Origin of the sequence: Fictibacillus enclensis (genome assembly GCF_001457035.1) — a bacterium.
GTDB classification, from domain to species: Bacteria; Bacillota; Bacilli; order Bacillales; family Fictibacillaceae; genus Fictibacillus_C; species Fictibacillus_C enclensis.
Genome location: NZ_KQ758617.1, coordinates 1,255,701 through 1,271,127, shown reverse-complemented (window position 1 = coordinate 1,271,127; position 15,427 = coordinate 1,255,701). Strand labels below are relative to the sequence as shown.

Sequence of the window (15,427 nt, the reverse complement as noted above, 5' to 3'; positions counted from 1 at the left end):
AAAGTTGCTTAAAGTTGCAAAAATGACCGCTCCTTGAAGGGAACAGTTCACATCTTCTTATAGAGTTTCGGTTTTCTACAGCAGCATATCCACATGCGGAATGCCGTCTTCCATATACACATCAGATATTGTCTGGAAGCCGAATGATCCATAAAACTTCTCCAGGTAGTGCTGTCCCTCGTGTTTTCCTTAAGTTCGTTAAGTGTAAACTCAATACCTCTTCTCAGAAGTTCCTGGGCAAGTCCCTGTCCCCTGTACTCCTTTTTAACAATTACACGCCCCAGTGAAACTTCTTTGTAGGATACACCTGCAGGCAGAATCCGCAAATAGGCCGCAATCTCGCCATTCACTTTTTTATAGAAATGGTAGGAAGACAAATCTTTGCCGTCTACTTCGAGATAGGGGCAGTTTTGTTGCACGACAAGATTTCCGTCCTGAGTGAGGATAATGAATCATTTCGAGGTGCGCAATTAAGTACTACCATATTAAATGGTTAGAAATAAGCATGTGATATTCCCTCTTCTCCGAATGGTTCCCCGCGCTGTTTGTAACGGCTAACAGTATTTTAATCGTTACCTTACAATGGGTATACTAGTAAGGAAAGGATGTGGATCATGATGGCTACAATGAAGGCGGTAGGACTAACCCGATACCTTCCAATTGAAAATCCAGAAAGCTTAGTAGATGTAGTTGTGGAGAAACCAAGAGCAACGGGTCGTGACATTTTGGTCAAAGTTTTCGCCATATCGGTCAATCCGGTTGACACTAAGGTACGTGCACCTAAAGACAGAGTTGAAGAAGTTCCTAAAATTTTAGGTTGGGATGTTGCAGGAATTGTTGAAGAGGCGGGACCGAACTGTTCGTTGTTCCGTCCGGGGGATGAAGTTTTTTATGCGGGCAGCATTGCACGACAAGGCGGAAACAGTGAATACCATCTGGTTGATGAACGGATTGTAGGGCGCAAGCCAACTTCCTTGAATTTCGCGGAAGCGGCAGCTCTTCCTTTAACCTCTATCACAGCTTGGGAAGCATTATTCACCCGAATGTCGATTTCTCAAAATTCGGGCGCCAACGAAGGAAAATCCCTGCTGATCATCGGGGCAGCTGGGGGTGTAGGTTCCATTGCCATCCAGCTTGCAAAACAAGCGGGGCTCATTGTAATCGGGACTGCTTCTCGCCCAGAAACCGTTGATTGGGTTAAATCCATGGGCGCCGACTATACCATTAATCACCATGAACCGCTCCTTCCGCAGCTTGAAGCAATTGGGTTTTCAAGCGTTCCGTATATTTTCTGCCTGAATGCTTTGGAAAAACACTGGGCAGGCATCAGCGAAGCCGTTTCTCCCCAAGGAGTCGTTTGCGCAATTGATGATCCTACCTCTCCGCTCAACCTCAAATTGCTTAAGCAAAAAAGCGCCACCTTCGTGTGGGAGTTTATGTTTACGCGCTCGCTTTATGAAACGGATGATATGATCGAGCAACACTTACTGCTCAATCAGATAGCTGATGCTGTGGATCATCAAAAATTGAAGACAACGCTCGCCGAAGTACTTGGACCGATCTCAGCAGAGCATCTTCGCCAAGCCCACAAGCTATTGGAGAGCAATAGGACGATTGGCAAGGTTGTGCTAGAGAATTTTGTTTAAACACCTGTTCTTGGAAAGAACACAATAGTATTCCCTTGCCCAGTTTATCCGCAAGAAGAATAAGTTAGAGCCGACTGCTGTTTGTAGTCGGCTTCAATTTTGCAATAAGAAAACTTGTAAATATTTATGATACGGTTCTTCATATCATGTTTGAAGCGAAATTTTTAAGTACTCTTGAAAGGGTTCCATAAATTGGGCAAGGGATTTTGGGAGTTGAGGGGTTTGAACCCTGTCCGACAATATCGGTTTCAACGGGGCTTTCGATGGAGAATATGACTGTCCAAAACGCCTTTTTCGGTTCTCCCACTTCCTTAAACAAAAACGGCCAGTTTTTTCTTCCTTTTACGGGGGAATCCAATCCACTCTCACCAGCCTAAGGGTTCAAAGATGAATGATTGAAGAAAGCATATCAACTTGCAAATAAACTTGAAATAATAATTATATAGTCTGACACAAAAACTCACAGTTCTTAAATAAAAGATCAAACGCCCTGACTCCGTTACTTTTATCTGAGTTCAGGGCACTGTTTATTATGAAAATAGTAACTCAACCTTATTACATTTCCATCAGTTAAAAAGCTCCCTATCCCCCGTATCAATTGCTTAATACAGGTTCATTCTTATGTACCACCACATGCCCATCAAGCTAAGGCAAATCATTCCCCCCATAACTTCAAAATAGGCATTATACGAACACTGTAAAACATTTTGAATCCTTTTTGCAAGCTACTCCATAACTTAAAATGGAGTTAAAACACAACTGAATTTTAAATGAACACTAACTGTCTATTCGCACATTTTTACGGTTAATTTTCACAATCTACTAAATTTCTACATACTATATTGAGAGATTAAGAGATGCTCTCTTATTCTCAAATTGATATGCGAGGAGGTGAAAAATAATGTCATCTTCTCATAAAAAGAGAAATAGGTGTAATTGCAAAATCAAATGTAAATGTAAATGTAGACGCCTACGTTCATCTTCAAGCTCATCTTCAAGTTTCATTTGTAAAAGAAAGAAAAAGTGTCGTTGTCAACATCATAACTAATGGTTTAAAAGCTGAGTGTTAGTAAAAGTCTATCTCTTCGGAGGTAGACTTTTCGAACTTCTAAAAGAATGATGTTTTTGTACATAAAATGTTAAAAAGACAGGATATCTATCCTGGACCTCCTAAAACAATTATCTACTGTTTTTCTGTTTCACCACTAATGAAAAATGTCATAAAACTCTTTCTCCACCTAAAAATTCAATTCAAATAATCCTTATTCAACAATCCTGGTACGGATAAGTTCCATAAAAAAGATAAAGAAATGCACTCGATTGTGGAAGACTATAAACGCAGCTGCTCTAACTACATCCGAACTGAACAGAACACCTTGAGGATTACGAAAAATCGGCACTTTGAGAGTAAACTGAAGCAATTGGACATTTCTTCTCAAAGTTCTAAACTTGAAAAGATATTAGAGTTAATTGACTGTTTTGATGAAAAGCCTCTGCAAGAGCAAAATGCAACATTAAAACTAATCATTGATAAGATTGTATTTACTAAAACAGCAGAAACTAACCTAGAACCAATCATTGATATCTACTGGAGAGAGCTGTAATAGCCTCTCTATTCATCATTATCATTTTTTTCCATATCAGAAACTATTTTATCTAAGCCAACATCCTCATACTTATATAAGTCAAAGCCATATTTCTGTATATTAAGCAATCCATTATATTTCTTTTGGCAGAGTGCCATCATAATTCTTCCAATACATGTTTTTTTGTCAATTACTTCTGAAGAATTCCCTTTGTGTTCTCTAATACTTTTACTCAATTTCTTCCAATCAACTTTTACTCCATTGAAAATATCTAATGCTACTCCATAACTTAAAATGGAATTAAAACACAACTGAATTTTAAATGAACACTAACTGTCTAATCGCACATTTTTACGGTTTATTTTCACAATTTACTAAATTTCCACATACTATATTGAGAGATTAAGAGATGCTCTCTTATTCTCAAATTGATATGCGAGGAGGTGAAAAATAATGTCATCTTCTCATAAAAAGAGAAATAGATCTAAATTCAAAATCAAATGTAAATGTAGACGCCTACGTTCATCTTCAAGCTCAAGCTCATCTTCAAGCTCATCTTCAAGCTCATCTTCAAGTTGTTGGAAAAGAAAGATTCAACAACAGAACCAATGGTTTTAAAGCTGAGTGTTAGTAAAAGTCTATCTCTTCGGAGGTAGACTTTTCGAACTTCTAAAAGAATAATGTTTTTGTACATAAAATGTTAAAAAGAGAGGATCTCTATCCTGGCCCCCTAAAACAATTATCTACTGTTTTTCTGTTTCACCACTAATGAAAAATTTCATAAAACTCTTTCTCCACCTAAAAATTCAATTCAAATAATCCTTATTCTACAATCCTGCTACGTTTTTTTAATAAGTTCCATAAAAAAGAGCATTTCTCCTTTTTAAAGACATGCACTCGATTGTGGAAGACTATAAAATATATTTAAGCTTATTTTAATTTGTTCTATTATGACTTGTTTCTCTCCGCTTAATCACTTTTAATATTTGTCGAATTGCTCCAAGATGATATGTTGAATGAGCCAAAGAACCTATAATCTCATTTGCAAGATATTCGTTCCAACTAATAAATTCAAATGCTTCCACGATCCTAAAATATTCATCTCGTAATTCTTGTTGAATTCGATTCCATTGCAGTTCATTTACTACATTAATTTCCCAACTTTTTCCCCAATTCATTTTAGGATAGGTGCCAGTTGTTAATAACTCATTAGTTCCCCACATGTGATATCGGAGGTGGTCTACATGTGCTGCTAAAGTAACATCGTAAACAGAAATTGAAGCTTCTTCAGCACTAACTCCATTTAAGGCACCAAAAATTCCTGAATTCGGTTCAGTATTGGTAAACCAACTTTCTTTTATCGGTATGGGTGGCCCTTCAAATGCTTCTTTTATTAGTTTCTTTACTGATGCTTCCAGAGGATTGAGCATTTTATCCCTCATCTCTTACTATCATTTTAAACTTCAAAAAGTAACTAAAATTTGCGGATCTCATAATGTTAAAGCACCCGATAACGGAAAACGAGCGAAATCCAATACCTTAGAATTGCCTCCGATTGCTGAGAATATAAATTCACTTGAAGAGGATCCGTGCATGGTGTACCTCCTTAATTTTGTTACCAGAAACGACAGTGCATCGTCAGAGATTTTGCACAATCTGAATTGGATTCCCGTCCGGATCTGCTACCCAAGCAATGAGTAGTCGGCCGAGCCATTCGTACGGTGAAACGAGGACTTTGGCACCCTTCGAGATGATGGTTTTAAAAGCGGCGTCAGTGTCATCGGTCCACAAAATCACTGCAGCACGCTGCCCATGTGACAAGGGGTCGAGGCCGTGATCATCGCGCGTAGAGGAAACAGATGCGATGCCGATTCGGTAGCCATCGAGAACCAAATCAATATGAATCATCGGTTCGCCATCATTTGGTACTCGAAAAATCTCGGTAAAACCCAGACCCTGATAGAACGCAGCTGCTCTAACTACATCCGAACTGAACAGAACAACTTGAGGATTACGAAAAATCGACACTTTGATATACCTCCTTTACAAGTTGAACGTGAGCCGTTAATCATTGGTTCAATGTTTCTTGAAAAATCCTTTTTCATTTAATTAGTTGGCCATTTTATAATATAGGAACCTCTTTCCACAAATTTGTTCAATAGATTCAATAAAAAAGCGCAGATCTCCTTCTTGAAGAAATGCACCCGATTGCAGAAGATATTGAAAAAAACTTCGAATAAGAAAACATAGGGAGAATTTAATCTTCCTATGTTTTCATTCCTTTTATTTATCGGTTTGTTTTTGCTTCTTTTTCAAATACTCCGCACGTATTTTTTCAAGGTGCTTCTTTTTATCAAATTTGGCAGGCGTCTGTTTTTCATGAAACTTTGTCACAGCTACCTGACTTTTGTAATCCAATTGATATTTCCCCACTTTGTTCACCTACTTTTCTTATCTTTAAAGAGAATCTATTCAACAAATATAATATACCTTACTGAAGTAAATTTTATTACTTTATTAGTACTTCTTCTAGTTGTTCAGCCTTTGATTGGTCAAATCCAATTCCCTTCATTTTGGATCTTATTTTATCACCTTTGCTTTTGAACACATTTTTCGTCGCAGTGCCCAACCCAGTTAAGTTTGTTTATATACCTAAGGATAAAATAGAGGCTCAGTCCCAATTGCACGTTCTACGTCATAATTTTCTAGATAAAAATGAAATTATTACAATTCTTGTTTTCGTCGAGGTGCAACTCTTCTCCTTTATTTAGCGTTGTAGTAATAAACCCTTAAACCATAGACAAAAATAAAGAGGCTGACTAAAAAGGATTTACTATGATATTAGAGATTAATGACAACTGGACTCCTCCTTCTTTTTTAAAATAGGTATTTATATATGTCCACTCCGATTTTGGATACATATCTTAGTAAGGGAGTTTATTTTAAGAATTTTGAAAGGAGAGGTTATTTATTTATCAATACGGTTCTCAACCATATGTCCAGCAGCAATACGGTGCTTATCAACCATACGTCCAGCAACAGCAATACGACCCTTATTCACAACAGTCGAATGATTATTATCCCCATCAGCAACATGACCCAGATAGACAGCCTCCAATAAGGCAGCTTGAAAGGCGGGTTAATCAGCTGGAAAACCGAGTCGACCAGCTTAATCGGGAAGTTAACCAACTTGAAAACACTGTTGAACGCCATTCACGCCAGTTAAACCGATTAAACCAACGCCTGCGCATAGTGGAAGAAAGATTGCGAATTCCTTTTCATCCTTTAGAAGGCGGCTTTTAATTAATTGGGGCTGTCTAAAAAGTCCATTTTAGGATGAAATTTGCCCAAACTAAAAACCCAAGAATGTTGATACAACAGCATCCTTGGGTTTTACTTTTTCCAATTTGAGCTTAAAAACTACTTTCCGGACAGCCCCGCATTACTCATTTTTGTATTTTTTACTCCTATTATTTCTTTCTCGATTAGTAAAACCCTTTTAAGTTTTTATTTGTCTACTAGCTGTTTAAGCTTCTTGTACTCCTCTTCTTTAATATCCCCTGAAGCAAGACGGCGTTTCAGTATAACGGAAGCGTCGTTTTGACTGTTCATATAGGAATGGCACCTCCGAAATGCTATCATTTTAAAAATGATCAGTACGGTTACTAGACTTAAAAAAATTAACCCGAAGAATGGAAATGGAAATCCGTGATGTTCCCAGCCCATACACTTTCCTCCTTTTATTTGATCATGGTTAACTGTTGCCAGTCCGGCGTCCCAATGGTTTAAATACTGACAGGATGAACATCGTCCCAAGGGAAAGGATCTGAAAAATAATACCTATGAACAACTGCAGCCGGTTCACAAGGAACCCCTGATCATGCAGCGCACGAAGACCTTCCGTTGCCGTTATAGAAGAGGCATCGAGCGTCCAGTAGTACATCCCGAAGATTCCTAGCCCTATAGAAAGAATCGTTAAGACTTCCTTCACGATGATCCAGTGGAATTTGAACAGCCCCCATTTCGTCCAAACCGACAGAAAGATTCCCGTTACGACTACACCGATCATTGATGCACGTACTGACGAAGCTGCAAGAATGTACATGACCGTATAACAGCTCTTCAGTATGGTCACGTCATCCGTAGCAGCTGCGGTAACACTTAGTACAAGAAAGGATACAGTGACTCCAAATAAAATAGCAGCAAATAAAAGATGGAGGATTACCAGTCATTTTTTTGCCCTGCCTGTCAACTGCTTCATCATAAACACCTCCTTTTCGTCACTAATCCCTTTCACCTCATGGTATCCATGATTTCTAAACCTCTTCTAAACAAAATCTTAAATTTCAATAAACTTGCTGTTGCATTCTAACGAAAAAAAACCGGACTATACCGGGTTTAACCTCTGAATCGATAGCCGGCCCCCCAGATTGTCTCAATGTACTGTGGATTGGAGGGATCAATCTCTATTTTTTCACGGAGCTTCCGGATATGCACCGTAACCGTCGCAATGTCACCCATCGAATCAAGGCCCCAGATACTTTCGAAAAGATGTTCTTTGCTGAACACATGATTCGGATTCACCGCCAGAAAGAAAAGCAGATCAAATTCTTTTGCCGTAAAGATCACTTCACGCTCATTCATTAGCACCTGACGGGAAGCTTTCTTTATGTGAAGGCCGCGAATATGGATCTCATCAGCCGGATTTTCCCGTTTACTCAACCGATCATATCTTGCCAGGTGTGCCTTCACTCTCGCCACGAGTTCGCCCGGACTGAACGGTTTTACAATAAAGTCATCCGCCCCAAGCCCAAATCCCCGTATTTTATCAATGTCATCTTTTTTGGCGGATACCATTAATATCGGGATATCTTTTTCCTGCCGCAGCTTTTTGCATAGTTCAAATCCATCCATGTGTGGCAGCATTAGGTCCAGGAGAACGAGGTCAAACGGTTCAGAACATGCTTTTTGTAGGCCTGTATCCCCTGTTAAAGCGATTTCGGCCGTTAGCCCATTGATCTCCAGATAGTCACGCTCCAATTCAGCAATACTCACATCATCTTCAATAATTAACACCTTTTTCATGGGCTTGCCTCCTCATTCACGGCTTTTTTCAGCGTAAAAAAGATACTGGTCCCTTCATTCTCATGGCTTTCCGCCCATATTTCACCGCCATGATCTTCGATGATCCGTTTTACAATAGCCAGTCCCAGTCCCGACCCGGTTGTATTCCTGGATGGATCCGCCCGGTAAAAACGATCAAAGAGGTGCGGTAAAGAAGATTCCTTGATCCCAGGGCCGTTGTCATGCACTTCAACCAACACGGTTTCTTCATTGGAGGATAACACGATATCAATTGACTTTTCTTTTTTATCCATGTATTTGAGGCTGTTCTCTATAATATTGGTAAAAACCCGTTTTAGTTTATCCCGGTCAGCAATCACTTCGAATTCTTTTCCCTCCTTAATCGTAAGGGACAACCTGACCTGACCAACTGTATCATCCATTCTTAATTCTTCGATATAATTCTTGATATACCCGCTGGTTTCCATTTTTTCAAAATGAAATGGAACTTTTTTTAAATCCAGTTTGGAATACAAAAACAGTTCATCAATGAGATGGTCGAGTTCGTTTGCCTTTTTGTAAATCGTCTGTGTATACCGATCCATTTTTTCTGAGGTATTTGCCACGCCGTCACGGATACCTTCCACATATCCTTTAATGGCGGTTAATGGCGTTTTTAGATCATGGGATATGTTGGAGATCAGTTCTTTCCGGTTTTCCTCGTACTGCAGCTGGATTTCCGTTGAAGCTTTTAGCTTTTTTCTCATCGTCTCAAATGCTTGGCAGAGCTGGCCAAGTTCATCGTTTCTTTTTGATACTAATTGAAAGTCCAGATTTCCCTCACTGATCTTCCTGGCCCCTGCCCTTAGTTCGTTCACAGGATATAGGATGCTTTTGGATACAAAATAGGTGAGCAGCCCATTTGTAATGAGCATGATGAACAGGAAACTACCAAAAAGAAGGGGGAAGATCCGTTTTACAAAATCAGCATCTCGAATAAAAAACAACGTCCCTGTTGATCCATTTGAGAAGTAAAAATCATACTTTTGCATGGAATAAAGCTTATTGCCCAATCGCGAGACCGGGCGGTTCGATCCCTCGAATCCAAAAGGTGGAAGATCCTTGATTTCCAAGGATTTGTCTTTTACGGGACGGTAAATGACTTTGTCCCCTCTTCTTACGACTAAAGCTGCACCCTGTCCATTTAATTCCTTATCTGCCCGGATTAAATACCGGACGTTCAATAGTTTTTCCGGTGCTAAGGCTGCTGTCTTCTTTAATTCCATGACTTGCTTGTCCGCCGGCCGGGCACCTTCCGTCGAACCCAACGAGCCAAAAATGGAGCGGTGATCCTCGTGGTCGACAAAGACGAACGAGAAGAGCAAAAAAGCAGCCAGAACGAACAAAATGACGGGCATTATGATCATGGCAAGATTGGATAAAAGCAAACGTACTCGAATAGACATAATACTTCCTTCCTGTTCCCTAATGATTAAAAATGTCCATTTAAGTATATCCTTCAAATCTAAAATTTTTCTAAACTCGAATGAAATAAATGTATAACACCTGAAAAAAATGCGGTTTCGGTTAGACTTAGTTCTCCTACTTGTACCTAGCAACTGTCCCCTTAAACTGTCGAGGCTGCCGTTTAGAAAAACAATCGATGAGTTTAATTTTTCTATCCAGCCCACGATTGATGAGCGAAGAATTCGAGAACTAATGACTCTTTCTTTCGATCACCCGACAAACTGAATTAGACTGTCTCGTAAAAAAAGCAGTGACGGACCAGGAACTCGAAAGACCTAGACTGCCGCTGCTTTTATTGTGCTAACGTAATCCGGTTAGCGTAATCTACTTTAGGAGACAAGTTCATCTAACCGTCTGGTAAACGAGGCCTATGGCTCCAGAATCAAATGTCTTGTTTTCGATAAGTTTAAGATTGATCTTCTCCTTGAGACCTTGGAATAACGGCAACCCGCTGCCAATCAGGACGGGTGAAACCGTAATTTTATACTCATCTATTAAATCAAGCTGCATAAGGTAGTGTGCGAACCTAGGACTTCCGAGGATGACCATATCCTTGCCTGGCTGTTCTTTGAGGTTATTGATCTCTTTCTCGACATCTTCTTTCACCAGTCTGGAATTGTTCCATTCGACTTTCTCCAGCGTCGTGGAAAAAACGATTTTGGATGTCTTTTCGATCCACTCGGCATGATCCCGTTCATGCTGGGAAGCTGATGGGTTCGAAGACACAGATGGCCAGTAATTGTACATCATCTGATAAGTCCCACGTCCCCAAATAACAGTGTCGGCAGTACTCAGAATTTCTTTCGCGTGTTTCTCCAATTCAGCATCGTAGGAAACCCAGCCAATGTCCATTTCACCGTTCGGCCCTTCTACAAAACCGTCAAGCGATGCGTGCAGAAATAGAACGAGCTTTCTCATTTTCAGTTCTCCTTTGTTCATAATATTTTTGAATTAGATATTGAAGAGGGTGCATATGACGTTGTTTATGATTTGGGATGCTTTCACCATATTGCTCCTCACCGTAGAATGAACTACATAGGTCTAATCAAGAAAGCTTTAAAACCGAATGGCTTCTTTGCAATCACCTGTTTTCTACAAAGTGGAGACTTAGGCGTAGCAACATATACGATTGGAAAGTCTTGCAACAAAGAATCCAACATTGTTAAAACATCTACAGACCCATAAATTGTCTCGTCCAAAATAACCCTTCCATCATACCCACACCCCACTGACCCTAATGTCTTAATATTAGATCTATTCTACCTTAAATTTTTTTAATTAACAGAGATATCCAGTGTCCGTTATTCCATAATCCTGCCCGTTTGTTAATTAAGAAAAAGCTGCCTGATTCAGAAGCTAATCTTGAATATAACCACCCTTTAGATAAATAAAGCAAGTAATAATTTTTGATTTAAATAGTTATACTGTTCGGCATTAGTATCGGCAAATGCTTCTTCTCTATTTGAAAGTAAATCTTGATTTGTAATGTTCTCTAAAAATTGAGTTTTATAGTATCTAATTCAGGGAGACAAGATAGTCGGCAAGTTTATCGAAAGTACCCTCAAGATCTTGTTGAAGCTTTGGAGCCATACCTTTGTAGGTTTCTTGTTCCTCAGCTGAAGCGTTCACAGGGCAACTTTTCAGTTTTAAAACAGTTTTACCTTCGTCATCTTCTAGTGTTACGATATTCATAATTTCAAGAGGCCAGCTCACGCTAAAAGGCGCTCGGACCGTATTGCCTTGCTCATCGGAAAAGGATCGGATATAAGTCACTCTCTCAGGTTCGACAACCTCCTGGTATGCCAATTTTCCCCACATAACCTGATTTCCGTCAGGAGACGTCTGAATACCTAAAAACTCGCCACCTGATCGAGCGTTCATTTTAATGATTTCGAGGGTGACCCCCTTTGGTCCCCACCATTTCGCGAAATGCCCGAGCTCTGTCCATGCTTTAAATACGAGTTCGCGACGGGCATCGAATACACGCGTAATTGCAATTTCGAACGATCGATTCAGATTGTTATCCATGAAAATCCTCCTGTGTTTTGAAGGGAACTATTCCCCTACTTTGCTACAGAGTGCTTGAAGCCTGAACCAGAAGATCGGCCAGGAGATCGTCATCGGGTGATATCTTCGTCTGGCCCGCCTGGGGCTTGTATGAAACCATCAAGAGATACATGTTCAAGCACAATAATTTTTCTTATAAATTGATCTCCTCCTAAATCTGGATTACTAACTGACTTAATGTACAGCATTATCTGGACATCCCAAACTAAGCAAGCCTATTGGGTTCCATTCATCAATCATTTCTTTTACAAGAATATATATTTTCACAAAATTACCACCTTAAAAGTGCATTTTCAGATAATAATATTCGTCTTTCTTGTTCAACTATCCTGCCCCGTTAGCGGAACAAGAAAAGCGATTGCTCTTATTGAACAATCGCCGCGGTTAGCTTAAAAACGGTTTTAATAATCATTATCTAACGCATCTCAAGAAAAGACTTTTTAAGTTACCTGTCACTTCCATATTATGAGACAAGTATTTTATTCGGTGACTAACACCTTACTCAAACTGGCCCGATTGTTTAATAAGGTAGTAAAAATAAGAGACCAAAAAATTGATCTCTTGCTTGACTTATTCTCTTAGCACATCTGTTTGCATTCCTAAAGTGAATTATGTTTGGGCTTGTTAAAAAATTAAATCCATTAAATTTTGGTGGTCAAAATGTGGCCAATGAGCATTTTGACTAATAAAACTGACTACCAAAACAACAAACAAAAACCCCTTAACACCATGGGTGTCAAGGGGTTTGGGTTTTAATACATGCTCATGTATTGTTCGCGTTCCCAAGGGTGAACTTGTGTACGGAAAATATCTCACCCTTTTTTTCTTTTTCAAATATGGCTTAAAATGCTGTAATATCAGCAGATTACTTTTTTGGGATTTCAAAATATATCTTATCTTTTTAAATAAATTTGGTCATTTTTTGGTCGAGATTTTGGTCAATCATTCTACCTTATTGATTGTTCAAGAAAGGTAATTATCGAGAATAACTATACTTATGCTTTATGAGACTCGAGGCCGGTCTTCATCTACAATCCCTTGTAAAGTAAGAATCGATATACCGTTCTTGATAGGAATAATCGGTACGCTCAAAAAGCTCATATTATACTTTGTCTCATCGAGCTCGATCACATAAGACAAAATGTCGGCCATGGACTTTAAATAGGCAACATCCGCTTCTGAAAACTTCCTTTCCTCTCTGTCTATCACACATAACGTTCCAAAGACATTCCCTTTCAAATCTTTTAATGTTACCCCAAGAAATCCTTTAATATTTAATTGGCCGGTTACTTCTAACTCTTTTGTTACGGCTTGAGTCATCAAGTTGGAAGTATGCATCACATCGCCTTCGTTCATGATGATTAAACGGCAGTATGTGCCTCCATATTCCACACTGTATCCTTCGGGTATAATCTCTTCTTCTTTGTTAAAAGAACTGAGAACAGGCATCGCTGTTTCCCCTCTTCTGGTAACATACGCTGTGTTCACATTTAGCTGGTCACTAATTAATGCAAACAATTTTGAAGAAAGAGACCTCAATGAATAAAAAACGGGGATGGTTTTCTTACTGTTCATTGCCACTACATTACCTCAAAACAGCTTGACCTTACCCTCATTATATGATTGTTTACCTATCACCTACGATCATACGGAAGGGTTCCTTTAAAAAATCGTTTAAAATTAAACCCGATTGTCCATCATTTCAAGTATAATGAGCACTATTCAGGTTATGCTGAATCTGGATAATATAAAAAATCGAGGTTCCTACATGAATAATAGAAGTTTTAACGATTATCGTATAAGCGATGAAATAAAACGAGCACTTACAGTGTTGAAATATGAAACTCCGACTGAGGTTCAGACTGAAGTCATACCATTAGCTCTGGAAAAGCAAGATCTCGTCGTAAAATCCCAAACAGGCAGCGGAAAAACAGCAGCCTTTGGTATTCCGGTATGCGAAATGCTGGAATGGGAAGAAAAACGGCCACAAGCATTGATCCTTACTCCCACGCGCGAGCTCGCTGTTCAAGTTCGTGAAGACCTTACCAACATTGGAAGGTTCAAGCGGATTAAAGCTGTTGCTGTATATGGTAAAGAGCCTTTTGCGAAACAAAAAGAAGAATTGAAACAAAAAACGCATGTTGTCGTCGGTACACCGGGACGCGTCATGGACCATATCGGACGTGAAACCCTCGTCTTAGACCAAATCAAGTACCTGATCATTGATGAAGCAGATGAAATGCTGAACATGGGCTTTATTGATGAAGTCAAAAAGATTATTAAACAACTTCCATCAAACAGAGTAACCATGGTCTTTTCTGCGACATTGCCAAAAGATATTGAAAATCTCTGCCATCAATATATGAAGGATCCAGCAAAAATCGAAATAGCTTCTGCCGGGATGACGACAGATACGATCAAGCATTCTTTAATCAACGTTCAGGAAGAGGTGAAGCTTGCTCTCCTGAAAGACGTGACGGTCGTTGAAAACCCAGACAGCTGCATCATTTTCTGCAATACGAAAGAGCACGTCGATACCGTGTTTGCTGAGCTCGAAGCCTCTCAGTATTCTGTTGAAAAGCTTCATGGAGGGTTGGAACAAGAAGATCGATTCGCAGTGATGGACGGATTCAAGATCGGGAATTTCCGTTACCTTGTCGCCACGGATGTGGCTGCGAGAGGAATTGATATTGATAATGTAACCCTCGTTATCAACTATGACGTTCCTATGGAAAAAGAGAGCTATGTCCACCGTACAGGAAGAACTGGCCGGGCCGGCAAAAAAGGAAGAGCCATTACGTTTGCATTGCCTTATGAAGGAAAATATCTTAGAGCCATCGAAAGATACATCAGCTTTGAGATCGATGAAGCGGAAGCACCGACAAAACAAGAAGTGGCTAAAATGCAGCGGGCTTTTGAAGAAAAGCTCAGCGGGCGCCGAGTCGTGAGAAATAATAAAACGGCCCGAATCAACCAGGATATTACGAAACTCCAATTCAGCGGCGGAAAAAATAAGAAGATCCGAGCGGTCGATTTCGTTGGAACCATCGCAAAAATCCCTGGAGTCTCAGCAGATGATATCGGCATTATCACCATCCAGGAGAATTGGTCCTATGTTGATATTCTTAACGGAAAAGGCTCACTTGTCCTGCAAGCCATGGAAAATACCACAGTTAAAGGCAAGAAACTGAAAGTCAGCAAGGCGAAAAAGTAAATAATCCTTCTGATAAGTAAAAGAGCACGGCTGCATTTTTCTCAGCCAGTGCTCTTTTTTTCTATTGATCCAGATTATATGAAGAAAGAGACCTGACCTAAGGACCAGCCTCTTTAAACGATCGTTTAAATCATTGATATCTTATTCCACAACCACCGAAACCGCACTATACACCAACAAAAGGGCCATCACCACATTCAATGCTCTTCTGAAGTCTTTTCGTGAGTTGCGTTAGATAATGTCTAATAAGGAGGTCCAAGCTGCGATATAAGGTGGGTTTACCATTGAATTGAAGGTTCCTCCCCTTTTTTTCTTTTCAAAAT

At 39.6% G+C, this 15,427-nt stretch carries 15 protein-coding genes and 1 pseudogene; 4 read left to right on the top strand and 12 right to left on the bottom strand.

What is annotated here, in order from left to right:
- Window positions 1–75: 75 nt before the first annotated feature.
- Window positions 76–449: pseudogene (locus tag AS030_RS06655) on the bottom strand (GNAT family N-acetyltransferase).
- Window positions 450–605: 156 nt separating this feature from the next.
- Here AS030_RS06655 and AS030_RS06650 point away from each other — a divergent pair.
- A complete protein-coding gene (locus AS030_RS06650; protein WP_082635716.1) occupies window positions 606–1,646 on the top strand; it encodes a zinc-binding alcohol dehydrogenase family protein in 1,041 nt (346 codons plus the stop codon).
- A gap of 1,612 nt (window positions 1,647–3,258) precedes the next feature.
- Here the strand turns inward: AS030_RS06650 and AS030_RS23505 are convergent.
- The 4 genes from AS030_RS23505 to AS030_RS24530 form a co-directional block, all read right to left on the bottom strand.
- Window positions 3,259–3,468 (bottom strand): hypothetical protein, encoded by a 210-nt coding sequence (locus AS030_RS23505; RefSeq protein ID WP_141687032.1) that lies wholly within the window; start codon window positions 3,466–3,468, stop codon window positions 3,259–3,261.
- 699 nt (window positions 3,469–4,167) lie between these two features.
- Window positions 4,168–4,662 carry a hypothetical protein gene (locus tag AS030_RS06630; RefSeq protein WP_061969712.1) on the bottom strand — a complete coding sequence of 165 codons (495 nt, stop codon included), beginning with the start codon at window positions 4,660–4,662 and terminating at the stop codon, window positions 4,168–4,170.
- A gap of 208 nt (window positions 4,663–4,870) precedes the next feature.
- Entirely contained in the window at window positions 4,871–5,260 is a 390-nt protein-coding gene (locus tag AS030_RS06625) for a VOC family protein (RefSeq protein WP_061969709.1), read from the bottom strand.
- Window positions 5,261–5,515: 255 nt separating this feature from the next.
- On the bottom strand, window positions 5,516–5,650 hold the full coding sequence (locus tag AS030_RS24530) for a hypothetical protein (RefSeq protein WP_276203853.1): 135 nt from the start codon (window positions 5,648–5,650) through the stop codon (window positions 5,516–5,518).
- A gap of 552 nt (window positions 5,651–6,202) precedes the next feature.
- On the opposite strand from AS030_RS24530, the gene AS030_RS24225 reads away from it, so the two are divergent.
- Window positions 6,203–6,535 (top strand): hypothetical protein, encoded by a 333-nt coding sequence (locus AS030_RS24225; RefSeq protein WP_074440525.1) that lies wholly within the window; start codon window positions 6,203–6,205, stop codon window positions 6,533–6,535.
- 204 nt (window positions 6,536–6,739) lie between these two features.
- Here the strand turns inward: AS030_RS24225 and AS030_RS24905 are convergent, their stop codons facing one another.
- The 5 genes from AS030_RS24905 to AS030_RS06595 form a co-directional block, all read right to left on the bottom strand.
- Window positions 6,740–6,844 (bottom strand): SHOCT domain-containing protein, encoded by a 105-nt coding sequence (locus tag AS030_RS24905; protein WP_478210302.1) that lies wholly within the window; start codon window positions 6,842–6,844, stop codon window positions 6,740–6,742.
- 142 nt (window positions 6,845–6,986) lie between these two features.
- Window positions 6,987–7,367, bottom strand: a complete 381-nt coding sequence (locus tag AS030_RS06610) for a hypothetical protein (RefSeq protein ID WP_240482219.1) — start codon at window positions 7,365–7,367, stop codon at window positions 6,987–6,989.
- A 263-nt stretch (window positions 7,368–7,630) separates the two neighbouring features.
- Window positions 7,631–8,317 carry a response regulator transcription factor gene (locus AS030_RS06605; RefSeq protein ID WP_061969701.1) on the bottom strand — a complete coding sequence of 229 codons (687 nt, stop codon included), beginning with the start codon at window positions 8,315–8,317 and terminating at the stop codon, window positions 7,631–7,633.
- Complete coding sequence (locus AS030_RS06600; protein ID WP_061969698.1) at window positions 8,314–9,762, bottom strand: sensor histidine kinase; 1,449 nt, start codon at window positions 9,760–9,762, stop codon at window positions 8,314–8,316. Before AS030_RS06600 ends, AS030_RS06605 begins: the two co-directional genes overlap by 4 nt.
- A gap of 403 nt (window positions 9,763–10,165) precedes the next feature.
- Complete coding sequence (locus AS030_RS06595) at window positions 10,166–10,741, bottom strand: dihydrofolate reductase family protein (RefSeq protein ID WP_061969695.1); 576 nt, start codon at window positions 10,739–10,741, stop codon at window positions 10,166–10,168.
- Window positions 10,742–10,813: 72 nt separating this feature from the next.
- Between AS030_RS06595 and AS030_RS24785 the strand changes: the two genes are divergently transcribed.
- Entirely contained in the window at window positions 10,814–11,008 is a 195-nt protein-coding gene (locus tag AS030_RS24785; protein ID WP_420889635.1) for a hypothetical protein, read from the top strand.
- A 330-nt stretch (window positions 11,009–11,338) separates the two neighbouring features.
- On the opposite strand, the gene AS030_RS06590 is transcribed toward AS030_RS24785, so the two are convergent.
- Entirely contained in the window at window positions 11,339–11,851 is a 513-nt protein-coding gene (locus AS030_RS06590) for an SRPBCC family protein (protein ID WP_061969693.1), read from the bottom strand.
- A gap of 1,041 nt (window positions 11,852–12,892) precedes the next feature.
- Window positions 12,893–13,465 (bottom strand): GAF domain-containing protein, encoded by a 573-nt coding sequence (locus AS030_RS06585; protein ID WP_240482217.1) that lies wholly within the window; start codon window positions 13,463–13,465, stop codon window positions 12,893–12,895.
- A gap of 193 nt (window positions 13,466–13,658) precedes the next feature.
- Between AS030_RS06585 and AS030_RS06580 the strand changes: the two genes are divergently transcribed.
- The gene (locus AS030_RS06580; RefSeq protein ID WP_061971593.1) at window positions 13,659–15,104 is read left to right on the top strand and encodes a DEAD/DEAH box helicase; all 1,446 of its coding nucleotides are present in this window, start codon (window positions 13,659–13,661) and stop codon (window positions 15,102–15,104) included.
- The last annotated feature ends 323 nt before the right edge of the window (window positions 15,105–15,427 follow it).